Origin of the sequence: Sulfitobacter sp. M22 (genome assembly GCF_021736025.1) — a bacterium.
GTDB lineage: Bacteria > Pseudomonadota > Alphaproteobacteria > Rhodobacterales > Rhodobacteraceae > Sulfitobacter > Sulfitobacter litoralis.
In genome coordinates this window covers 1,787,369-1,810,100 of sequence record NZ_WMEC01000001.1, presented here as the reverse complement: position 1 = coordinate 1,810,100, position 22,732 = coordinate 1,787,369, and the positions used below count along the sequence as shown (strand labels likewise).

Here is a 22,732-nt window from a genome sequence, read left to right as displayed (position 1 = left end):
CCCATATAGGCACTGTCGCTGTCGGAGGCAATCTGGGGAGCCTTCGGCGAGGATTTAAGACCATTTGGAAGCTGGCGAGGCTGGGTGCCGCGTGTGGTGACGGTTCGTTCTTGAGGATAGTTTTCGGGGGACGGGTGCTTGACACACCGTCTTGCCACGACCCATTGTGCGCGCAAATCCAAGGGGAGGATAGCATGACCACATTCAACCGCCGCCAGACACTGGCCACCATGGGTGCTGCCGCTGCCGTCGGGCTGGCCGCGCCGGCCATTGCGCAAGGTAAAAAGATCACGTTGGGTGCGCTGCGCTTTACCAGCCATTCAGGCACATTCGTGGCGTATCAGCGCGAGTATTTCAAGCAGGCGGGTCTGGACGTAGAGATCAAGTTCTTTCAGGCGGCGCAGCCGATGGCCGTGGCGATCGCCAGCGGGGATGTCGATTATGCCGTGACCGCGATCTCGGGCGGGTTGGTGTCCCTCGCGGACAAGGGCGCGATCAAGGTGATCGGCGGTGCGCTGTCCGAGGAAAAGGGCATCGATGGGCAGAAGTTTCTAGCCTCGGACGCGGCCTATCAGGCGGGTGTGACGGCGCCGGCGATGCTGGACGGGAAGAGCTTTGGCATGACCACGGCAGGATCGTCGTTCCATTATATGGGCTCGAAGATGGCGCAGGCCGAGGGGATCGACCTGTCGTTCAAGCCGTTGCAGAAGGTGGGAGCCATCATCGGCGCGCTGAAAACCGGCCAAATTGATGCCTGGTCGATCGTGCCGCATATCGCCAAGCCTCTGGCGGGGTCGGGCGCGGTGCATATCATCGGGAACGTGTCCGATTATCTGCCCGACTATCAGGTCACCACGGTCTTTACCTCGACCAAGAATGCGACCGACGAAAAGCAGCAAACGCAGGATTACCTTGCGGCCTATGCCAAGGGGGCTGCCGACTACAACGCGGCGATGATCGAACAGACCGCCGGCGCTGAAGGTGTGGCCGAGATGGTCAAGCTGATCCACAACTATGTCTATACCGACAAGACGCTAGAGGCCGCGACACCGGGCATCGTCAACGGCACCATGCGTCTGAACGAAGGTGCCGCGTTGAACGTGGCATCGGTGCGCGACCAGCTTAATTGGTTCCAGTTCGAAGGTCTCGTGGATGCGGATATCACGCTTGAGACACTGATCGACACGTCGTTCGTCGACACCATCGGCGCCTGATCGCGTCGCCTTCACCAACGTAAGGTCGGGCAGCCTTTGCCCGGCCTTTTATATTTCAGGACGTTTCTCATGGATCTTAGGTTAGCGAACGTCAGCCATACCTATGGCGAGACCGAAGTGCTGCGCGACATCAACCTTGATATACCGTCGGGGCAGATTGTCTGCATCGTCGGGCCTTCGGGCTGTGGCAAGTCGACCCTGTTGCGGATGCTGGGCGGGCTGGAGCAGCCGGCGTCGGGCGAGGTACTGCAACTGGGCACACCGCCTGCTGGCTGTCTGAACCCGCTGACCTATGTATTTCAGGATTTCGCGTTGCTGCCATGGCGCAGCGTGCGCGGCAATGTGGCGCTGGTGCTCGAGGATCACGGGCTGGACGCCGCCGCGCGGGCGCGGATCATCGACGATGTGCTGGCGCGCACCAAGCTGACCGAATTTGCCGATGCCCTGCCCAAACAGCTTTCTGGCGGGATGAAACAGCGGGTGGCCATTGCACGCGCCTTGGCGGTGAACCCTGCGGTGATGTTGATGGACGAACCGCTCAGCGCGCTGGACAGCCAGACGCGCGAGCTGCTGATGGACGATCTGATCAGCCTGTGGACACGCCAGCCATTCACCGCCGTCTATGTCACGCACAATCTGGCAGAGGCCGTGCGTCTGGGGCATAAGATCGTCGTCCTGTCGCGCCGTCCCGGACAAATCCGCGAGGTGGTTGATCTGACCACCCCGTTGGCAGAGCGCGCCTATGGCGACGCCGCCCTTGAGGCACAACAACAACATTTGTGGGGGCTGATGCGCGAAGAAGCCGCTGCCGCCGATGCGGAGCTCATTCATGTCTGACACAGCACACACAACCAGCCGCCGCGTCGATTTTCGCGGGGGCGGGTTCGCTCCGAAACAGCGGCGGGGCATGGGTATTCTGGTCTTTGTCCTGCTGATCCTCTTTGCTGAATGGGGAACGCGCAGTGGGTTTATCACGAACCTTACCTTGCCGCGCCCGTCGGATGTGGCGATGACCTTTGTCGAGCTATGGCAATCGGGAATGCTGTATAAACATCTTGCCCCGTCGCTGAGCCGGCTGGCCGTGGGGGCGACCCTTGGCGCTTTGGTTGGCGTGGGCGTGGGCGTTATGATCGGGTTGTTCAGCTATGTGCGTGCAGGGCTGGTGCCCCTCGTTGCGGCGCTGTTTCCGATCCCCAAGATCGCGCTGCTGCCGCTGTTCGTGATCTGGTTCGGCATTGACGAGGGCAGTAAATACGCGCTGATCGCCTTTGGGACGTTTACGCCCACGGTCGTGGCGACCTATGCGGCGGTGGACAACGTGGACCGCGGGCTGATCCGGATGGGGCAAAGTTTTGGCCTGTCATGGTGGTCGATCGTGCGGAAAATCGTTCTGCCAGGGGCGATGCCGGGCATCCTGTCGGGGCTGCGGATTTCCTTGGCAATTGCGATTATCCTGCTTGTGGCCGCTGAAATGCTGGGCGCGGAATATGGCATCGGGGCATATATCCTTGAAGCTGGCAGCCTTTACGATCTTGAACGTCTGTTCGCGGGCGTGGTGATCTTGTCGGTATTGGGGGTTTGCGTCAGTGCCGTGATCGCGGCGATCGAGACGCGCGTGTTGCGCTGGCGGGTCTGAGCCGCGGGAACCGTTTCTCGCATCCGTGGTTATCCCTCCATACACAGCAGTTGGGGGGGGGACGACGATGTCTGGTATATCCAAAGGCACAAAAGTGAAATGGGACTGGGGGCAGGGGACTGCCACCGGCGAAGTGACGGAACGGTTTACCAAAAGCGTAACACGCACCCTGAAAGGGTCAGAGGTGACGCGCAACGGGTCCGACGATGATCCCGCATTGTTAATCGAACAGGACGACGGGGATGAGGTGCTCAAGCTTTCCTCCGAAGTCGAGGCGACCTGACCGGATGGGCGGCGCGGGGCTGACCTATTACGGGGATGACCGCCCCGGCATTGCCCGCCAGCGCCACGGGCGCGGGTTCACCTATAAAGCGCCAGACGGGACAACGATTGCCCGCGGCGCGGAACGCGCGCGGCTCGAGGCGATGGCGGTACCGCCTGCTTATGAAGACGTGTGGATGACGCCGCTCGCGAACGGGCATTTGCTGGCCACGGGGCGTGATGCACGTGACCGCAAGCAGTACCGCTATCACGAGAAATGGTCCGAGGCACAGTCCGAGACGAAGTTCGCCAGTCTGATAGATTTCGCCCATGCGTTGCCCCGATTGCGGCGCTTTGTGGCCCGAGATCTGGATCAAGAGGCAGGTGAGCGAAGCTTTGCACTGGCGAGCGCTGTGACGTTGATCGATCGCGCGTCCTTGCGGGTGGGAAACGCTGACTACACCCGCGAGAATGGCAGCTATGGCACGCTGACGTTGCGGGCGAAACACGTCAAGCTCGATGGCAATGTGATCCGTCTGCGGTACACTGCCAAAGGGGGCAAGAAGGTGCGGCGTCAGATCAATGACCGGACGCTTGCCAAGACGCTCGAGAAGGTCAGCGACCTTCCGGGTGCTGAACTGCTGACATGGTCGGACGCGCAGGGTGACGTGCAACAACTCAACTCTGCCGGGTTGAACGCCTATATCGCCGAAGCGGCGGGATGCGATGATTTTACGGCCAAGACCTTTCGCACCTGGGCAGGCACCGTCGCCGCCTTTGAGGCCGCTGAACAAGGGCACGCGACGATCAAGCAACTGGCCGAGGCCGCTGCCGCACAGCTCAGCAATACGCCCACGGTGGCACGCAACAGCTATATTCATCCGGCGGTAATTGATTTGGCGGGCGCAGACGCGCCGGCGATCGACGTGGGCCGCAAAACGGGCCTTTTCGCATCCGAAGCGCGGCTATTGGCCTATCTGGAGCAGTGCTGAACGCGGGCTAGTCCTGAATGTCTGGCTTGCAGAACATCTCGTAGACCACTTCCATGATCTTTTGGGGCCGGTCATCCGCTAGCCGGTAATAGATCGTCTTGCCGTCGCGGCGCGGGGTCACCAACCCTTCAAGCCGCAAGCGTGACAACTGCTGCGATACGGCAGCCTGACGCGCCGACAGCAGCGCCTCCAGCTCGGTGACTGATTTCTCGCCGGCAGACAGATGGCACAAGATCATCAAACGCCCTTCATGGCTGATCGCCTTGAGAAAGTTCGAGGCCCGTATCGCGTTCTCGGACATACGGTCCAGATCGGCTTGGCTCATTTCTGTATCGGAACCGGGGATACGCACTGATTAAAATCCTTAGCGTAGAGAGAAGGGATTGGCGTGCGCATAAGGGATGCGCTAGCTTTTGGCGGGGTCTGGCATCAGATCGGCGTCGGATAGCATCTTTTCCAGCACGCCCCAAAAGAAATCTTCACCCGGATAGCCTTCGATCCGAGAGATTTCCTTGCCGTCGACCATCAGCACAAAGGTCGGCGTATAATGCAGGCTGCGGGCAAAGTGCAGATCCGCCGGTTTTTCATCGTTAATATCGACGCGGCGCAGCGGGGCGGCTTGGCCGGCTTGGGTCTTGGGGTAGATCGGCGCGATCTGTTCGTTCCAGCGGGCACACCACACGCAGCCCTGCTCTTCGACCATGACCAGCGTGGTCTGAGCCGCCGCGATCATCGGGGTAAACGCCAGACCCGCGGCCACCGATAGGGATAAGAAAGCAGTGCGCAGCCGCATAGGGAATTCACCTGTTGATTTCAAAATACATAATGTGAATATGTGAATGGTACAAGATAAAGGCAAGTTGCATGCTAGAAATCACCTTTGTAGGCGCGACGCTGGCTGGGCTATTGTCCTTTTTATCGCCCTGCATTCTGCCGATTGTCCCATTCTACCTGAGCTATCTGGCGGGGGTTGGCATGAACCAGATCACCGCAGACGGGCCGATTGACGCGGGCGTACGGCGTCGCGCGGTGATCGCGGCGCTGTTTTTTGCGGCTGGGGTGATCACGATCTTTGTGGGACTCGGCGCGGCAGCGACCACCTTTGGCCAAATCGTGCGTGATTACTTTGACGTTCTGCGATGGGTTGCGGCGGCGGTTATTATTGCAATGGGGCTGCATTTTCTGGGGGTGATCCGCATCGGATTTCTGTACCGCCAGTTTCGCGCGGATGCGGGCAGCACCACCGCGACCAGCTTTTGGGGGGCTTATGTCATCGGGCTGGCCTTTGCCTTTGGCTGGACGCCGTGCGTCGGCCCGGTCCTGGCGGCGATCCTGTTCACCGCCGCCGGCGCAGAAACGGCAGTGACGGGCGGGTTGCTTTTGCTGGCCTATGGCATCGGGATGACCGCGCCCTTCGTGCTGGCGGCATTGTTCATCGGCCCGTTCATGCGCTGGATGGCGCGTTTCCGGCAGCATTTGGGGACGGTAGAGAAAGCGATGGGGGTGCTGCTGATCGTGTTTGGTCTGCTGATCGCTACGAATTCGATCAACTATATTGCGCAGTGGATGCTTGAAACCTTCCCCGTTTTCAGCGTCATTGGCTAACAACCGGAGGGACCTTGTGATGAAGATGATCCGAAACAGTTTGGCCGTGCTTGTGGCTGCGGCATGTCTGGCGACGGCGGTCGGGGCTGCAACTTTGGGCGATGACGGTCTGCACAAGGCCGCATGGATGCGCGACACCTTCAAGGACCTGCGCGACGATCTGGCCGAAGCCACGGACGAGGGCAAGCGGCTGATGGTCATCATCGAACAGCGTGGCTGCATCTACTGCAACAAGATGCACGAAGAGGTCTTTCCGCTGCCCAAGATTGACGCCTACCTCAAGGACAACTTCTATGTCGTGCAGATCAATATGTTCGGCGACGTCGATGTCACCGACTTTGACGGAGAAACGCTGCCCGAAAAGGATATGGTGCGCAAATGGCGGCAGATGTTCACGCCGACGCTGATGTATTTTCCGCAAACCGTGGCCGAAGGGCAAACAGCGGTCGAAGCCGCGGTTGCGACGGTGCCAGGGGCCTTTGGTCCGGCGACGACGTTTCACATGATGAACTGGGTCGTGGACAAGGGCTATGACGGCGATGAGACATTTCAGAAATATCATGCCCGTATGCTGATTGAAGAACAGGAATAGCGGCGGTAGGAATGGTTAAATGCTTAGCTGTGCTTAGAAATTCAAAAAGTTGAATTTATAGTTGCGTCACTTTGGCGCGGGCAGTAGTGTTTTCAAAAGTAATGTCTGTGGGAGGACGCATGAAAGTTTCCGTATTTGCCTTGGTGGCCTCTGTTGGCTTTGCGGCGGCTGCCCATGCGGCCGACGTGATCCCCGGTGACGTGGCCTATGACGACTATGGCGCGGTCGAGCAATCGCTGACCGGCACGCCCGGCAACCCCGAAGAGGGGGCCAAGATCGTGGGCAGCAAAAAGCTTGGCAACTGCATTGCCTGCCACCAGATCAGCGCTTTGCCTGACGTGCCGTGGCAGGGTGAAATCGGCCCGATGCTGGATGGTGCAGGTGACCGCTGGACCGAAGCCGAACTGCGCGGCATTGTTGCCAACGCCAAGATGATGTTCGAAGGGACAATGATGCCCGCCTTTTACAAGGACAGCGGCTATATCCGTCCGGGCAAAGCCTATACCGGCAAGGCAGCCGACGACACGCTGGGGCCTATTCTGGCCGCCCAGCAGATCGAGGATGTCGTGGCTTATCTTGCCACATTGAAAGAGTAAGAGCCCCCGCGCGGGATCTGATCAGGAGTGATGATAATGGAATTTACACGACGTAGTGCGATTGTGATGGGGGCAGGTGCCTTTGCCGCGCTGTTCCTGCCCAAGCTGGCGGTGGCTGCTGCCGGTGACGACGCGATTGCTGCCTTTACCGGTGGCGCTGAGATGGCGGACACAGGTGTGACCCTGACCGCCCCCGAGATTGCGGAAAACGGCAATACCGTCCCGATCGAGGTGGACGCCCCCGGCGCGACCGAAATCCTGGTGCTGGCGCTTGGCAATCCCACGCCGCCCGTGGCGACTTTCAAGTTCGGTCCGCTTGCCGCGACACAGCACGCATCCACACGCATTCGTCTGGCCGGCACACAAGATGTGATCGCCATTGCCAAGCTGGCGGACGGCTCTTTTGCCAAGGCAACCAGTACCATTAAAGTAACAATCGGCGGCTGCGGCGGCTAAGGCTTAGAGGAAGAATATTATGGCATCTGGTGTAAAACCCCGCGTCAAAGTCCCCAAGTCAGCAGCGGCTGGCGAAACCATCACGATCAAGACATTGATCAGCCACAAGATGGAATCCGGTCAACGCAAGGACGGCGACGGCAACACGATCCCGCGGTCGATCATCAACCGTTTTACTTGCGATTTTAACGGTGAGAATGTTGTCGACGTGACGATGGAACCTGCGATCTCGACCAACCCGTATTTCGAATTCGACGCGACAGTGCCCGAAGCGGGGACATTCACTTTCACGTGGTATGACGATGACGGCGATGTCTACGAGGAAACCAAAGACATCACGATCAGCTAAGCGTCCGCATCCTTGGGAGGAACAGGAATGAGCAATTTCACAAAAGGTCTGAGCGCGTGCCTTGCTGCGGTGCTGATGTCGACGGGGGCCTTTGCTGAACCCGCTGACGATACGCTGGTGATCAACGAAGAGATCGACATCGTGACCCGTACTGCCGCACCCGCGCATATGTCGGATGCGGTCGACGAAGTCATGTCAGGCTGGCTGTTTCGCGGCACCGAAACCCGCGCGATGGAAGCAGATGACTTTGACAACCCCGGTATGATCTTTGTGGAACAGGCCGAAGAGGTCTGGAACACCGCCGACGGCGCAGAGGGTAAATCTTGCGCTGATTGTCACGGTGCGTCGTCCGAGATGGCCGGTGTGCGTCCGGTCTATCCAAAGTATGTGGAATCTGCAGGCGAAGTGCGTACGCTTGAAATGCAGATCAACGACTGCCGCGAGAACCGCATGGGTGCGGAAAAGTGGAAATACACGGGCGGGGACATGGTGAACATGACCGCGCTAATTTCCTCTGTGTCGCGCGGGATGCCGGTGAATGTCGCCATCGACGGTCCGGCCCAGTCCACATGGGAGCAGGGCAAGGACATCTATTATACCCGTTTTGGCCAGCTTGAACTGTCCTGCGCGAATTGCCACGAGGACAACTATGGCAACATGATCCGCGCGGATCACCTGAGCCAGGGTCAGATCAACGGCTTTCCAACCTACCGTCTGAAAAACACCAAGTTGAACGCGGTGCAGGCCCGCTTCAAAGGCTGCGTGCGCGACACCCGTGCCGAAACCTTTGCCCCCGGCAGCCCCGAGTTCGTGGCTCTGGAGCTTTATGTCGGCTCGCGCGGTAACGGGCTTTCGGTCGAAGGACCCTCTGTCCGCAACTAACCTGAAAAGACCTGTCTTGCTGAGGCGAGGCAGGTTTTTTTCTCACAATGTTATTCAAACATGCGCATATGAATTGCGCGTCGAAAAGGCCAATCTATGATCTCTCGTCGTGATTTTCTTCAGGCTAGTATGGCTGCAACAGCTCTGTATGGTGCGTCTTCTTTTGGCAACTGGGGCAAGCTGGCCGCGCAACAGGCGCTCACGCAGGACAAGCTGCTGGAATTCGACACGTTTGGCAACGTCAGCCTGATCCACGTGACCGACATCCACGCGCAGCTTAAACCGATCTATTTCCGCGAACCGTCGGTGAATATCGGTGTGGGCGAGAACCGCGGGCAGGTGCCGCATGTGACCGGTGCGGATTTCCGCAAGCTTTATGGCATCGCTGATGGCAGCCCGTCGGCTTATGCGCTGACCTATAACGATTTCACAGCTTTGGCGCAGGGCTATGGCAAGATGGGCGGGCTGGACCGCGTGGCGACCGTGGTCAACCAGATCCGCGCCGACCGGCCTGACGCGCTGCTGCTGGATGGCGGCGATACGTGGCACGGCAGCTATACCTGTTATCACACCCAAGGTCAGGACATGGTCAATGTGATGAACGCGCTCAAGCCCGACGCAATGACCTTTCACTGGGAATTCACGCTCGGCTCTGACCGCGTGGCCGAGATCGTGGAAGGGCTGCCTTTTGCCGCCCTTGGCCAAAACATCTTTGACGCCGAATGGGACGAACCAGCCGAGCTGTTCCCCCCGTACAAGTTCTACGAGACCGGTGGTGTCAAGGTCGCGGTGATCGGGCAGGCGTTCCCTTATATGCCGATTGCCAACCCCGGCTGGATGTTCCCCGAATACTCCTTTGGGATCCGCGACGAACGTATGCAGGAAATGGTAGACGAGGTGCGCGCCAAAGGGGCCGAGCTGGTCGTTTGCCTGAGCCACAACGGTTTTGATGTAGATAAGCAGATGGCGGGCGTGGTGACGGGGATCGACGTGATCCTGTCCGGCCACACCCATGACGCGCTGCCCGAGCCTGTGCTGGTGGGCGAGACGATTATCGTGGCGTCAGGGTCGAACGGCAAATTCGTTAGCCGCGTCGATCTGGATGTGCAGAACGGCCGTATGATGGGGTTCCGGCACAAGCTGATCCCGATCTTCTCGGATGTGATTGCACCTGATCCCGCGATGACCGCAGTGATCGACGAACAGCGTGCGCCTTACCTTGACCAACTGACCGAGGTGATCGGCACCACCGCAGAGGACACGCTGCTGTACCGGCGTGGCAACTTCAACGGCACGTGGGATGACCTGATTTGCGACGCACTGCTGTCCGAGCGCGAGGCCGACATCGCGCTGAGCCCCGGCGTGCGGTGGGGACCATCGATCCTGCCAGGGCAGGACATCACCCGCGAGGACATCTTTAACGTCACCTCCATGACCTATCCCGAAGCCTACCGGACCGAGATGACCGGTGAATTTCTGCATGTCGTGCTGGAAGACGTGGCCGACAACCTGTTCAACCCCAATCCCTATTACCAGCAGGGCGGCGATATGGTGCGCACAGGTGGGCTTGGCTACCGGATTGATGTGACCCAACCCCAAGGCAGCCGCATCACCGAACTAACCTTGCTGAAAACCGGCGAACGCATTGATCCGGCCAAGTCCTATCAGGTCGCGGGGTGGGCCAGTGTGAACGAAGGCACCGAAGGCCCTCCGATCTGGGATGTCGTGGAAAACCACATTCGCAAGCAGGGCACGGTGTCGCTGGACCCTAACACCAGCGTCAGCGTCAAAGCCACGTAACAAGGCAGCACGGGAGGGCAACGCCATGGCACCACGTAACAAAACAAACAGACGGGCCTTTTTGCGCGGCGCGGCGACGGCCGGTCTGGGGGCGATGGCCGCCCGCAGCGCCGCGGCGCAATCGCCGGACCCGTTGATCACCGACCCGCAACCTTGGGCGCAGGGACTGGGCGAGGGCGTAGATGTTACTTCCTACGGCTTGCCGATCCGGTTCGAAGACGATGTGGTCCGGCGCAATGTGCCATGGCTGACGGCGGATACCATCAGCTCGATCAACTTTACGCCGATCCATGCGCTGGACGGCACGATCACCCCGCAGGGCTGCGCTTTTGAACGGCACCATTCGGGCGCGATTGAACTGTCAAAGCAGGACTATCGCCTGATGTTGAATGGGCTGGTGGACCGCCCGCTGGTGTTCACCTACGCCGATCTGGAACGCTTTCCGCGCGAAAACCATGTGTATTTCTGTGAATGTGCCGCCAATTCGGGGATGGAATGGGCTGGCGCGCAGTTGAACGGTGCGCAGTTCACGCACGGCATGATCCACAACATGGAATACACCGGCGTGCCCCTGCGCCTGCTGCTAGAGGAAGCGGGCTATGACACCGCGGGCAAGTGGGTTTACGTCGAGGGGGCGGATGCGTCGTCGAACGGGCGGTCGATCCCGATGGACAAGGCGCTTGACGATGTGCTGGTCGCATTCAAGGCCAATGGCGAGGCTCTGCGCAAGGAACACGGTTATCCCGTGCGGCTGGTCGTTCCGGGCTGGGAGGGCAACCTGTGGGTCAAATGGCTGCGCCGGATAGAGGTCACGGACGCGCCGGTTGAGAGCCGCGAGGAAACCTCGAAATATACCGATACGCTGGCCGATGGCACCAGCCGAAAATGGACGTGGGAGATGGACGCCAAATCCGTCATCACAGCGCCAAGTCCGCAATCGCCAGTCCCGCATGGGGCGGGGCCTTTGGTGATCACGGGGCTGGCATGGTCGGGGCGCGGTGCGATCACCCGCGTGGATGTCTCCACGGATGGCGGGGCCTCGTGGCAGACAGCGCGGCTGGCGCAGCCGGGTACGCCCATGGCCCTGACCCGCTTTTATCTGGATGTGCAGTGGGACGGCGCAGAGATGCTGCTGCAATCGCGCGCGATGGATGACACCGGCTATGTCCAGCCGACTAAAACCCAGCTGCGCGATGTGCGGGGGCTGAACTCTATCTACCACAACAACGGCATCCAGACGTGGTGGCTGCACAAGGACGGGAGCGTTGAAAATGTCGAAGTATCTTAAGGCCATCGCCCTGTGTTTGGGCGTATCGGTTATGGCGCTGCCCGTGGATGCGGCCCCCTACGGGTTAGGTCGCGCAGCGCTGCCCGAGGAAATCGCGGCGTGGGATATCGATGTGCACCCCGATGGAAGCGATCTGCCGCAAGGGCAGGGGGATGCCCTCACGGGGGAGGACATCTTTACCGAGAAATGCGCTGCCTGCCATGGGGACTTTGCCGAGGGGCGCGGAAACTGGCCAGCCTTGGCGGGCGGACAAGACACGCTTGCTGATGCCGATCCAGTGAAAACGGTGGGGTCATACTGGCCGCATCTATCGACGAGTTTCGACTATATCCGCCGGTCCATGCCTTACGGCGATGCAGGGACGCTGACAGTGGACGAGGTCTATAGCATCGTGGCCTATATCCTGTATTCCAACGATCTGGTGGACGAGGATTTCGTGCTGACGCAGGATAACTTTACCTCGGTCGAGATGCCCAATGCTGACGGTTTTATCCGTGACGACCGCGAAACCGCAGAGCTTGCCCAATGGCGCGCCGAACCCTGTATGACCGACTGCAAAGACGGCGTTGAGGTGACCATGCGGGCGCTGTCGCTGGATGTGACGCCCAAGGATGAGGTCCCGGATACGGCGACCGATACAGCACAGCCAGAGACACCCGTAGTGGCCAAGGACGCGCCGAAAGAGGCCTCCGTCGACCCGGAATTGCTTGCCGATGGCGAGCTGGTGTTTCGCAAATGCAAAGCCTGCCACCAACTGGGCGAGCGGGCGAAGAACCGCGCGGGTCCGGTGCTGAACGGGATCGTTGATGCGCCTGCGGGGCAGGTCGACGGGTTCAAATATTCGCGTGCACTGACGGCGCAAGCCGACGAAGGATTGGTCTGGACACCCCAGACGCTTGACGCCTTCCTGACCTCGCCACGCGGGTTCATGAAGGGGACCAAGATGGGGTTTGCGGGTCTGAAAAGCGATGCCGAGATCGAGGCAGTGATCGCCTATCTCAAGAGCTTTCCGGCGCCTTGATCCTGCGCCCGATTGGCGGAATGACCTTTCGGTGCTACACTAAGGGCGTGCCCGTCGCGAAAGGACAGAGTATGAAACCGATGCTTATTGCCGCCGCCCTTTGCCTAAGTGCGGCCCCGCTGGCCGCGCAGGATCAGGCGGTGACCTACCCTTATGACGGCAGCTTTGACGATGCGACATTCGCGGTCGAGAACGCGATTGTCGGCAAGGGGCTGGTGATTGATCACGTCAGCCACACCGGCGCAATGCTGGCCCGCACAGCTCGGGATGTTGGCAGCGACGTAGAGATTTTCCGCGCGGCGGATGTGTTTTTATTCTGCTCTGCCGTGGTGTCTCGCAAGATGATGGAGGCAGATCCGATGAACATCGCCCATTGTCCCTACAGTATCTTTGTCACGGATATCGAGGGTGAAGTCTCTGTCGGCTACCCGACCTATCCTGACGGCCCGATGCAAGAGGTCCAGAGCTTGCTGGACGAGATCACGCAAAGCGCGCTTGACGGATTTTGAGCGCCGTCTGGGTGCTTAGGCGACGGGGATAAACGCGTAACCTTCGGCGCTTTTGTCGATGCGCCCCATACCGCCCTGCCCAAGGTGAAACCCTACAATCGGCATTTGTGAAGCGGCAAGATCGCCGATCAATCCGACCCGCGTACGCGCGGCCTGTTGCGGGTTCTGGTCTGATGGTACCTCCCAAGACGGGCGGGCCAGCGCGATATGGTCATTGCCGATGGCATCGCCCACGATCATCGCTGCACTGTTACCGGCGCGCACTTCGAATGACATATGTCCGGGCGTGTGCCCCGCCGTCAGCCGCGCCCCGACGCCGGGTAGGACCTCTGCCCCGTCGGTAAAAAACTGCGTCCGTTCTGCAATGACCTCTAGCCGGCGTGCCGCGCCCACGGCAAAGGACTGGCGGGCGCTGCCGATGGTGCTGACGGTGTTGGGGTCGGTCCAATGTGCCCATTCTTCCTGGCCCATATGATAGCTGGCGTTGGCGAACAACGGGTCGTCGAAATCATCCAGCACGCCCCACAGATGGTCGGGATGGCCGTGGGTGAACACGACATCCGTGATCTCTTCGGGGGCAACGCCAAGGGCATCGAGCGTGTCAGGCAGCTTGCCTGCGCTTGGCATAAAGGCCGATCCTGCGCCCGTGTCGAACAACACGGTACGTCCGTTACCGCGCAGCAGACTGAGGTTGCAAGGTGGGGTCAGCGGATCATAGGGTTGGCCAAGGGCTTGCAGCACCGGCATCAGATCATCCTTGGGCAGTCCCTCAAACGCAAAGCTGCCGGGCAGCTCTAGGTGGCCGTCGCTGACAACATCCAGCGTCATCTCTGCGATGGTGATGCGCGCGAGGGCGGGGTGGGCCAGACCGGTCAAGGCGAATGTCGCAGCGCTTTGCTGCAAGAAACTGCGTCGATCAAGTCTCATAATCCGCTTCCCTCGCTAAGAATTCCATAGTATGAATATGTTTGACTCGAAGACTGATGGCAAGCCTGCATTTCAGGCCGGCCAAACGCAAGTGGAGCGGATGACAATGACTGAGTACCCTGTAAATATGGATGTCACCCCTATCGTGTCGGGGCATTTTGATCCGGTGACCAATACGATCAGCTATATTGTCCGCGATCCGGATTCCAACGCCTGTGCGATCATCGATTCAGTGATGGATATCGACTATGCCGCCGGCCGGATCACCTATGACCACGCGGACAAGCTGATTGCCGAGGTTGAAGCGCAGGGCCTTGCGTTGGAGTGGATCATAGAGACCCATGTCCACGCCGACCACCTGTCTGCCGCGCCCTACATCCAGCAAAAGCTGGGGGGCAAAATCGGCGTCGGAGAGCAGATCATGACCGTGCAGGACACCTTTGGGAAAGTGTTCAACGAAGGCACCGAATTCCAGCGCGACGGGTCGCAGTTCGATGCGTTGTTCAAGGACGGCGACCGCTACAGCGTTGGCGGTATGGCATGTTTCGCGATGTACACCCCCGGCCATACGCCCGCCTGTATGGTGCATGTCATGGGCAACGCGGCCTTCACGGGCGATACGCTTTTCATGCCCGACGGTGGCTCTGCCCGCGCGGATTTCCCAGGTGGCGACGCCGGAGAGCTGTATGACAGCATCCAAAAGGTCTTGGCCTTGCCCGAAGATATGCGCCTGTTCATGTGCCACGACTATGGCCCCAACGGTCGCGATATACAGTGGGAGACCACGGTGGGCGACGAGAAGGCGCATAACATCCACGTGGGCGGCGGTAAAACCCGCGCCGAATTCATTGCCTTTCGCACCGAACGTGACGCGCAGCTTGCCATGCCGAAACTGATCATCCCGTCGCTTCAGGTGAACATGCGTGCAGGGCATATGCCGCGCGACAAGGATGGAAATTTAATGCTCAAGGTGCCGGTGAACGGGTTGTAAGCGGGTGCGTATTCCTGTCGCTGTCCGCCGCTATTTGCCAGTCCTCGACTGGGGGCGCGACTATGACAAGTCGGCTTTGTCCAATGATCTGATGGCGGCGGTGATCGTCACCATCATGCTGATCCCGCAGTCTCTCGCGTATGCCTTGTTGGCCGGACTGCCGCCCGAGGCGGGGCTTTATGCGTCCATCGTGCCGATCCTGCTCTATGCGGTGTTTGGGACCAGCCGTGCGCTGGCGGTGGGGCCTGTGGCGGTGGTGTCGCTGATGACGGCGGCTGCCTTGGGCAATATCGCCGATCAGGGCACGATGGGCTATGCCCTCGCAGCGCTGACGCTGGCGTTGCTGTCGGGTGTGATGCTTCTGGTGATGGGGGTGTTCAAGCTGGGGTTTCTGGCGAACTTCCTGTCACACCCCGTCATCTCGGGGTTTATCACCGCCTCAGGCGTGATCATTGCGGCCAGCCAGATCAAGCACCTTCTGGGCATTGATGCCTCGGGCGGCAATCTTGCAGAGCTGCTGATGTCGATTTGGGGCAATCTGGGCAATGTGAACTGGACGACGGTCTCCATCGGCGTGTCAGCGACGCTGTTCCTGTTCTGGGTGCGCAAGGGGCTCAAGCCGTTTTTACGTGCCCGCGGCGTCGGCCCGCGGGCGGCGGATGTGGCGACCAAGGCAGGGCCGGTGGCGGCTGTTGTGGTCACGACGCTAGCGGTCTGGTTCTTTGATCTCGCGGGGCAGGGCGTCAAAATTGTGGGCGCTGTCCCGCAAAGCCTGCCGCCGCTGACGATGCCGGATCTGTCGTTCGACCTGATGGGCAACCTGCTGCTGCCCGCGTTCCTGATCTCTGTCATCGGGTTTGTGGAATCGATATCGGTCGCTCAGACCCTTGCCGCAAAGAGGCGGCAGCGCATCAATCCGGACCAAGAGCTGATCGGGCTGGGGGCCGCGAATATCGGGGCGGCGTTTACCGGCGGCTATCCGGTCACGGGCGGTTTCGCGCGGTCGGTAGTCAATTTTGACGCAGGGGCCCAGACACCGGCGGCGGGGGCCTATACCGCCGTGGGGCTGGCCATTGCCGCATTGGCGCTGACGCCGCTGGTGTTCTTTCTACCGCAAGCGACACTGGCCGCGACGATCATTGTTGCTGTCCTGACGCTGGTTGATTTTACGATTTTGAAAAAGTCGTGGTCCTATTCCAAATCCGATTTCGCGGCCGTTCTGACCACCATGCTGATCACTTTGGGCAGCGGAGTCGAACTGGGGGTCACCTGCGGGGTGGTCCTTTCGATCTTCCTGCATCTTTATAAGACCACCAAACCCCATATTGCCGAGGTGGGCCTGGTGCCTGGCACCGAACACTTTCGAAATATCAACCGCCACGACGTCGAAACCTGCCCGACCGTGCTGACCCTACGCATCGACGAGAGCCTGTATTTCGCCAACGCGCGTTTCCTTGAGGACTGCATCTATGACCGTTTGGCCGGAGATACCTGCCTGCGCCACGTGGTACTGATGTGCTCTGCCATCAACGAGATCGACTTTAGCGCGCTGGAATCGCTCGAGGCGATCAACACAAGGCTGCGGGATATGGGAATCAAGCTGCACCTGTCCGAGGTCAAAGGCCCCGTTATGGATCGCCTGAAAAAGCAGCACTTCATCTCCGATTTGACAGGCAGCGTGTTCCTGTCCCAGCATGAGGCCTATGTCGCCTTGGGAAAAGTTGCCGCATAGTCACCCATAGTTTGCAAGTTTCTGATTGATCGTTACAACTGCTGTCAGGGGCTGCGGAACGGCGTTCCGCAGCGGGGAGAGAACTATTTCAGGACAGTTGATATGATACCGATCAATCCGCCGGCACCGGCAAACACACCCACGCAAACCATCGTCGAGGTCGTGCGAGGCAACGCCAAAGCGCATCCGGACAAACCCGCGCTGGTCTGTGACGGAAAAACCGTCAGCTGGGGGGCGTTCGACCAGCGCATCAACAAGATCGCCAATCTGCTGCTGTCGCTGGGGGTGGGCAAGGGCGATAACATCGCAATCATCTCTCCTAATTCCATTCCTTATGCAGAGCTGTTTATGGGCATCTTGCGGGCGGGGGCCTGTGTGACGCCGCTGTCTACGATGGCGTCGCCCGATGCGCTGCAAAAGATGCTGACCGATTGCGGCGCGCGTGCGATCTTTGTCGCGGCGCAATACCTTGAATTGGTCGACGGGTTTATTGCTGATCTGGATCTGGCTCGGTTTGCCATTGATTTTGACCACCCCGCGTTCGACCCCTATGAAGCGGCGGTCGCCGCGGCGTCTGACACCGACCCCGAAATCAAGACCGAGATGTCGGATGCGTTCAACCTGATCTACTCCTCGGGCACAACGGGGACGCCCAAGGGCATCTTGCACAATCACTGGATGCGGTCGGCGCAGATGGATCGTGTGTCGCCCAACGGATACGACGATAATGCGCGTACTCTGCTGTCGACACCGCTTTATTCCAACACGACGATCGTGTCGTTCCTGCCCACGCTTTACGGCGGCTCCACAGTGTATCTGATGCCGAAATTCGACGCGCGTGGGTATCTCGAGATTGTGCAGCGTGAAAAGATAACCCACACGATGCTGGTGCCTGTGCAGTACAAACGGATCATGGATGTGCCCGATTTTGACCAGTTTGATCTGTCGTCGATGCAGGTCAAATTCTCGACCTCCGCGCCGCTGCGGGCCGAGGTCAAAGCGGACGTGCTGGCACGGTTCCCCGGTAAGTTGCTTGAATACTATGGCCTGACCGAAGGGGGCGGGGTCACGGTGCTGAATTCTGCCGAACATCCCGACAAATTGCATACGGTGGGCCAGACTGCGCCGGGCAATGAAATTCGGCTGATTGACGAGACCGGCAAAGAGGTCCCCAAGGGCGAGGTGGGAGAGATTTGCGGCCGTGGTCCAACGATGATGGCGGGCTATTTCGGGCGCGATGATCTGACGGCGGATTACATCTGGCGTGACGAAGCGGGCAACGTCTTCTTCCGCTCGGGTGATATGGGGCGCTTTGACGACGACGGCTTTCTGATCCTGTCGGACCGCAAGAAAGATATGATCATCTCGGGCGGGTTGAACATCTATGCTGACGATCTCGAGCTGGTGCTGCTGGCGGACCCAGATGTGATTGATGCCGCCGTGATCGGTGTGCCGTCTGAGGCATGGGGTGAAACGCCTTATGGTTTGGTTGTGCTGCGCGAAGGGGCGACGCGTTCGGGCGATGACGTTTGCGCGGATGCCAATGCCAAACTAGGCAAAAGCCAGCGTCTGTCGGCGGTGGAACTGCGCGGCGAACTGCCGCGCAGCTCTATCGGGAAAATTCTCAAGAAAGAATTGCGTGCGCCTTTCTGGGCGGCGGTCTCTGCGTGAACAAGGAAAAACTCATGAACGATCAAACGGATACGGACAAGATGAACGGCGCGGATAGCCTTGTGCAGACGCTGCTCGATAGCGGGCTCGACACCTGTTTCACCAACCCCGGTACGTCGGAAATGCACTTTGTTGCTGCGCTGGATCACGTGCCCGGCATGCGGTCGATCCTTGTCCTGCAAGAGGGCGTGGCGACGGGGGCGGCGGATGGCTATTACCGTATGGCCGGCAAGCCCGCCTGCACCCTGCTGCACCTTGGGCCGGGTCTGGCCAACGGGTTGTCGAACCTACACAACGCAAAAAAGGCCGGGTCCGGCGTGGTGAACATCGTCGGCGAACATGCGGTCACGCATATCGAGCTGGACGCGCCGCTGACCTCTGACATCGAAGGGATCGCGCGGCCCGTGTCGCATTGGGTGCATACATCGCTGTCGGCGGCGGATGTGGGCGCGGATGCAGCCCGTGCCGTGCAGGCGGCGAATGTGGCACCGGGGCAGGTGGCGACGCTGATGCTGCCCAGTGATACCGCCTGGAACGAGGGCGGAACCGTCGCGCCCGCGCTTGAACCCGCAGTGCGCCCCGCCTTTGACGCGGCCGCGCTGGCGGAAGCCGTCGCCGCGCTGTCCGGTCCCGACAGCTTGCTGTTGTTGGGCGGTGCCGCGCTCAGCGCCGAGATGCTGGAGGTCGCAGGGCGGATCGCGGCAAAGACAGGCTGCAAATTGCTGAGCGAATGGGCCAATGCGCGGCAGGAACGCGGGGCGGGTCGTGTGGTGGTCAACCGCGTGCCTTATCCGATTGATCAAGCGCTAGAGACATTGGCCCCGTTCAAACGCATCGTTCTGGTGGGCGCGCGCGCGCCGGTCGGTTTCTTTGCCTACCCAAACAAGCCCGCCATCCTGACCGCCGAAGGCACGCAGATTACCAATCTGTGCACCACTGGTCAGGATATCGAAGCGGCACTGGCAGCGCTTTGCAGCGGGGCTGACGCGACGGGCACCGCGCCTGCGCATGTGGCAGAGGCATCGACGCCGGACAAACCCAGCGGCCCGCTGGAACCCGGCGGCATCGCGCAAGCCTTGGCGCGCAGTATCCCCGAGGATGCGATTATCGTCGACGAGGCGATTACCACAGGCCGCGCATTCTTCCCCGCAACGGCAGGCGTCCCGAAACACACTTGGGTGAACAACTGCGGCGGGTCCATCGGCTATGGCATGCCCGTGGCGATTGGGGCAGCGGTGGCATGCCCTGACCGCAAGGTGATGGCGCTGGTTGGGGACGGGAGCGCGATGTACACCGTGCAGGCGCTTTGGACGATGGCGCGGGAGGGGCTGGACATCACCATCGTGATCTTCGCCAACCGCGTCTATAAGATCCTGCGCGGCGAGCTGACCAACGTTGGTGTCAGCAATGCGGGGCCCAAGGCGATGGATATGCTGTCGCTTGACCAACCAACGCTTGAATTTGCACAGATGGCAAAGTCGATGGGCGTGGAGGCAACGCAGGTCAGCGATTGCGAAGCGCTGGAACTGGCGATCGAGACAGGGCTGGCGCACAAAGGCCCGTATCTGATCGAAGCGGTGATGTAGCGCCCGCGAAGACTATCCGATACAAAAAGGCCCCCGATCAGCGCTGATCGGGGGCCTTTTTTATGTCAGTCATCCGCGTCTGTTAGCGGTCTGCGCCACCGTCGCCGTCGGCATCATCGCTGTCGGGCACATCGTCGGCCTTGATCGGCTTGGACACCGTCTTGGCCTTTTTGGGGCCCTTGTCGGAATCTTGGGCTGCGGGGCCTTCGATCTTGAACGGCTGAGTGGTGCCGTCCTTGTTCTCGCCCAGCCAAATAGTTTGCTGCGGGAAGGGGATTTCGATCCCACGCTCGTCAAAGACCGTCTTGAGATAACCGTTGTACATGCGCCCGATGCCCCATTGCTTGCCCGGATCGGTCTTGATCCGTACCCGAAGAACCACGGCGCTGTCGCCAAGCGACTGCACGCCGAACCATTCCAGCTCTCCCATGATGCTATTTGCGATCTCGGGCTCGTTCTCCATCATCCGGTCATAGGCATCGAACATGGCCTGTTTGGCCTCTTCGACATTCTCGCGGTAAGCGATGCCCATGTCACACACCGTATAGGCAAAGCCGCGCATATAGTTGCTGACCACATCCACGGTCGAGAAGGGGATCATGTGAAACACCCCTTGCACATCGCGCAGGGAAACGGACCGCACTGACAGCTTTTCGACCGTGCCTGTGGTGCCGCCCACGGTGATCACATCGCCGACGTTGATGACGTTCTCGAACTGGATGAACACACCGGTGATGATGTCTTGCACCATCTTTTGAGCGCCAAAACCAATCGCCAGACCCAACACCCCAGCAGACGCCAACAGTGGCCCGATATCCAGCCCGATTTCGCTCAGCACGAACATCAGCGTCAGGATGATCAGCGCAATGGTCGCCGCGTTGCGTAGCAACGTCAGCAAGGTGGTTTCCCGCGAGGTCGGCACAGCGCCGTATTCAGGGTTCAGCTTGTAGTCAACAAAGGATGTCAGCGCGAGCCAGATGCCGAAGGCCACGGTCAGGATCAACCCAACAGAGATCAGCGCCTTGGTGACCGCCAGACCGACCTGACCCTCAAGCCAGCTGCGCATGTCGATCATGCCAATCACGTCCAGTGTAAAGAACAGCACGCAGATCAGCAGGAAAAGACGCAATGTGCTAAAGGCACGCGGGACAAACGTGTTGATACGGCGTTCAAGCAGCGGCAGTTTGGCGTTCACGTCATCGGGCAAAGAGATACCACGGTGCACGGCCTGCGCCAACCAGCCCGACAGCAGGGCTGCAATGATAATCGCGGCCAAAATCTTGCCCGACCCGACGATCGCCTCGAGCGTCACATCAGCAGGCTGGGTCATCAGGACGATGAACATTACCGCAATATATGTCAGTGCAACCCAATGCCAGATGCCGGCAAGCCCATGCAAAATACGAGCGATGAACCCGCGCCGTGCCTTGGCGATGGTGGCCGGGTCGACACCCTCTGCCGCCGTCGCCTCAACGGGGTCTGCCTCGCTTTGAAGCCAGCGGGTAACGGCCTTGCGGCGGCGCAGCACGATATAGACGAGATACAGCAGTACCATCACCGACAGCAGTGCCGAAACGCCTGCACCCGCAGCCACGTTGACGCTTTGATTGACGATGGGCACGACAAGCAGCTGGCCATACCCCAGCAGGCTGACCACGACGCTTAGGTACCGGGTCAGTGATTTGGCGGCCGCATCTCCTACGGGCACGAGCCGCAGGCCCGAGGCGACGGGGGACAGGAACGACCGGATGATAACTTTGGTCATCTCGACCAGCAGAAAGGCATTCAGATACATCGACTGACGGATGCCGATCTGGCCGGCTTCGCCCACGGCCAGGATGGTAATCAGATAGCCCGCAGCCCAGGCCACAATGACGATAAACGCGTCCAGCAGGTTCGACCCCAGAAACAGGCCGATAGAGCGGAAGATGCCGACGTTTTCAGCCGTTCGGCCCATACGGGCATACAGCCCGCGTGCCAGATAGCGCAGCACCAGAAACAAGACAACGGTGATCGCAATCACCACCAACAGGCCGGGCAGGGCGTCTAGCAAGACAGATAGCTCTGATCCGCTAAGGCCGGAGAACACGCCGCCGCCGCCTTCGATCGCGGTCCAGAACGACGAAAGCGTGCTCACCGTGTCTTGCCCGATCTGCTGGGTAATCAGCGCGATCTGGCGCCCGACTGACACACCTTCGGCATCGGCCGCAGCGGTGATGGTTTCAATCGCGGGGTTCTCGTCGCCCGCAGGGTTGCCCGAGGCGTCCAGCGATTTTTCAAGGTCCGCGATCAGCGCCTCACGCGCGTCGTCATCTTTCAGAACCTCAAGCAGGCTATCCAGCGGTGCCTTCGCTACGGCATCAGGCGCCGCTTCGGTCGTTTCTTTGTCAGAGGACCCGCCCCCCATAAACAGGGACTGCGCCTGTACCGCGAGGGGGGAGAGCGTCAGAAACACCGCCATCAAAAGGCTCGCGATGAACTGTAGCCACCCTCGGGTTGGTATCGCGCTCTTTCCGGTTCCTGACATGGGGGCCTCTTTCGACATTTCTAAATTACGCTACGAGATAGGGGAATGATCCCTATTTCCACTGTTTTGTGCTTATGGGTGGTCTTGAACGCAAAGA

Annotated in this window: 23 protein-coding genes; 19 read left to right on the top strand and 4 right to left on the bottom strand. The window is 59.9% G+C overall.

Going from position 1 to position 22,732, the window contains the following annotated elements:
* Positions 1-194: 194 nt before the first annotated feature.
* The 5 genes from GLP52_RS08920 (at position 195) to GLP52_RS08900 (ending at position 4,103) form a co-directional block, all read left to right on the top strand.
* On the top strand, positions 195-1,214 hold the full coding sequence (locus GLP52_RS08920; RefSeq protein ID WP_237272204.1) for an ABC transporter substrate-binding protein: 1,020 nt from the start codon (positions 195-197) through the stop codon (positions 1,212-1,214).
* A 69-nt stretch (positions 1,215-1,283) separates the two neighbouring features.
* On the top strand, positions 1,284-2,051 hold the full coding sequence (locus tag GLP52_RS08915) for an ABC transporter ATP-binding protein (protein ID WP_237272203.1): 768 nt from the start codon (positions 1,284-1,286) through the stop codon (positions 2,049-2,051).
* On the top strand, positions 2,044-2,850 hold the full coding sequence (locus GLP52_RS08910) for an ABC transporter permease (protein ID WP_208596057.1): 807 nt from the start codon (positions 2,044-2,046) through the stop codon (positions 2,848-2,850). The genes GLP52_RS08915 and GLP52_RS08910 overlap by 8 nt, the downstream gene beginning before the upstream one ends.
* A gap of 67 nt (positions 2,851-2,917) precedes the next feature.
* Positions 2,918-3,133 (top strand): DUF2945 domain-containing protein, encoded by a 216-nt coding sequence (locus GLP52_RS08905; RefSeq protein WP_093733453.1) that lies wholly within the window; start codon positions 2,918-2,920, stop codon positions 3,131-3,133.
* A 4-nt stretch (positions 3,134-3,137) separates the two neighbouring features.
* Positions 3,138-4,103: a DNA topoisomerase IB gene (locus GLP52_RS08900; RefSeq protein WP_237272678.1), complete on the top strand. Its 966-nt coding sequence runs from the start codon at positions 3,138-3,140 to the stop codon at positions 4,101-4,103.
* 7 nt (positions 4,104-4,110) lie between these two features.
* Here the strand turns inward: GLP52_RS08900 and GLP52_RS08895 are convergent, their stop codons facing one another.
* A complete protein-coding gene (locus GLP52_RS08895) occupies positions 4,111-4,428 on the bottom strand; it encodes an ArsR/SmtB family transcription factor (RefSeq protein WP_237272677.1) in 318 nt (105 codons plus the stop codon).
* Between the two features lie 81 nt (positions 4,429-4,509).
* Positions 4,510-4,896, bottom strand: a complete 387-nt coding sequence (locus GLP52_RS08890) for a hypothetical protein (RefSeq protein WP_093733455.1) — start codon at positions 4,894-4,896, stop codon at positions 4,510-4,512.
* A 71-nt stretch (positions 4,897-4,967) separates the two neighbouring features.
* Between GLP52_RS08890 and GLP52_RS08885 the strand changes: the two genes are divergently transcribed.
* The 10 genes from GLP52_RS08885 (at position 4,968) to GLP52_RS08840 (ending at position 13,201) form a co-directional block, all read left to right on the top strand.
* A complete protein-coding gene (locus GLP52_RS08885) occupies positions 4,968-5,708 on the top strand; it encodes a cytochrome c biogenesis CcdA family protein (protein ID WP_237272202.1) in 741 nt (246 codons plus the stop codon).
* A gap of 19 nt (positions 5,709-5,727) precedes the next feature.
* On the top strand, positions 5,728-6,300 hold the full coding sequence (locus tag GLP52_RS08880; protein WP_093733457.1) for a thioredoxin family protein: 573 nt from the start codon (positions 5,728-5,730) through the stop codon (positions 6,298-6,300).
* 119 nt (positions 6,301-6,419) lie between these two features.
* The gene (soxX, locus tag GLP52_RS08875) at positions 6,420-6,896 is read left to right on the top strand and encodes a sulfur oxidation c-type cytochrome SoxX (RefSeq protein ID WP_093733458.1); all 477 of its coding nucleotides are present in this window, start codon (positions 6,420-6,422) and stop codon (positions 6,894-6,896) included.
* Between the two features lie 36 nt (positions 6,897-6,932).
* Positions 6,933-7,352, top strand: a complete 420-nt coding sequence (gene soxY / locus GLP52_RS08870; protein WP_093733459.1) for a thiosulfate oxidation carrier protein SoxY — start codon at positions 6,933-6,935, stop codon at positions 7,350-7,352.
* A gap of 19 nt (positions 7,353-7,371) precedes the next feature.
* Positions 7,372-7,701: a thiosulfate oxidation carrier complex protein SoxZ gene (soxZ, locus tag GLP52_RS08865; RefSeq protein WP_093733460.1), complete on the top strand. Its 330-nt coding sequence runs from the start codon at positions 7,372-7,374 to the stop codon at positions 7,699-7,701.
* 27 nt (positions 7,702-7,728) lie between these two features.
* Positions 7,729-8,583 (top strand): sulfur oxidation c-type cytochrome SoxA, encoded by an 855-nt coding sequence (soxA, locus tag GLP52_RS08860; protein WP_237272201.1) that lies wholly within the window; start codon positions 7,729-7,731, stop codon positions 8,581-8,583.
* 96 nt (positions 8,584-8,679) lie between these two features.
* Positions 8,680-10,383 carry a thiosulfohydrolase SoxB gene (soxB, locus tag GLP52_RS08855; RefSeq protein WP_237272200.1) on the top strand — a complete coding sequence of 568 codons (1,704 nt, stop codon included), beginning with the start codon at positions 8,680-8,682 and terminating at the stop codon, positions 10,381-10,383.
* 25 nt (positions 10,384-10,408) lie between these two features.
* Entirely contained in the window at positions 10,409-11,671 is a 1,263-nt protein-coding gene (gene soxC, locus GLP52_RS08850; RefSeq protein ID WP_237272199.1) for a sulfite dehydrogenase, read from the top strand.
* On the top strand, positions 11,655-12,692 hold the full coding sequence (locus GLP52_RS08845) for a c-type cytochrome (RefSeq protein WP_093733464.1): 1,038 nt from the start codon (positions 11,655-11,657) through the stop codon (positions 12,690-12,692). The genes soxC and GLP52_RS08845 overlap by 17 nt, the downstream gene beginning before the upstream one ends.
* Before the next feature lie 71 nt (positions 12,693-12,763).
* Positions 12,764-13,201: a DUF302 domain-containing protein gene (locus GLP52_RS08840; RefSeq protein WP_237272198.1), complete on the top strand. Its 438-nt coding sequence runs from the start codon at positions 12,764-12,766 to the stop codon at positions 13,199-13,201.
* Positions 13,202-13,216: 15 nt separating this feature from the next.
* Here GLP52_RS08840 and GLP52_RS08835 read toward each other — a convergent pair whose 3' ends face one another.
* Positions 13,217-14,128, bottom strand: coding sequence for an MBL fold metallo-hydrolase (locus GLP52_RS08835; protein WP_093733466.1), 912 nt, complete (start codon positions 14,126-14,128; stop codon positions 13,217-13,219).
* A 106-nt stretch (positions 14,129-14,234) separates the two neighbouring features.
* Here GLP52_RS08835 and GLP52_RS08830 point away from each other — a divergent pair, with 106 nt between their 5' ends.
* The 4 genes from GLP52_RS08830 (at position 14,235) to GLP52_RS08815 (ending at position 20,108) form a co-directional block, all read left to right on the top strand.
* Positions 14,235-15,119, top strand: a complete 885-nt coding sequence (locus GLP52_RS08830) for an MBL fold metallo-hydrolase (protein WP_093733504.1) — start codon at positions 14,235-14,237, stop codon at positions 15,117-15,119.
* Positions 15,120-15,123: 4 nt separating this feature from the next.
* The gene (locus GLP52_RS08825) at positions 15,124-16,851 is read left to right on the top strand and encodes a SulP family inorganic anion transporter (RefSeq protein WP_420544123.1); all 1,728 of its coding nucleotides are present in this window, start codon (positions 15,124-15,126) and stop codon (positions 16,849-16,851) included.
* Positions 16,852-16,953: 102 nt separating this feature from the next.
* Complete coding sequence (locus GLP52_RS08820) at positions 16,954-18,522, top strand: class I adenylate-forming enzyme family protein (RefSeq protein ID WP_093733468.1); 1,569 nt, start codon at positions 16,954-16,956, stop codon at positions 18,520-18,522.
* Positions 18,523-18,536: 14 nt separating this feature from the next.
* A complete protein-coding gene (locus tag GLP52_RS08815; RefSeq protein ID WP_237272197.1) occupies positions 18,537-20,108 on the top strand; it encodes an acetolactate synthase large subunit in 1,572 nt (523 codons plus the stop codon).
* 82 nt (positions 20,109-20,190) lie between these two features.
* Here the strand turns inward: GLP52_RS08815 and GLP52_RS08810 are convergent, their stop codons facing one another.
* A complete protein-coding gene (locus GLP52_RS08810; RefSeq protein ID WP_237272196.1) occupies positions 20,191-22,635 on the bottom strand; it encodes a mechanosensitive ion channel domain-containing protein in 2,445 nt (814 codons plus the stop codon).
* Between the last annotated feature and the right edge of the window lie 97 nt (positions 22,636-22,732).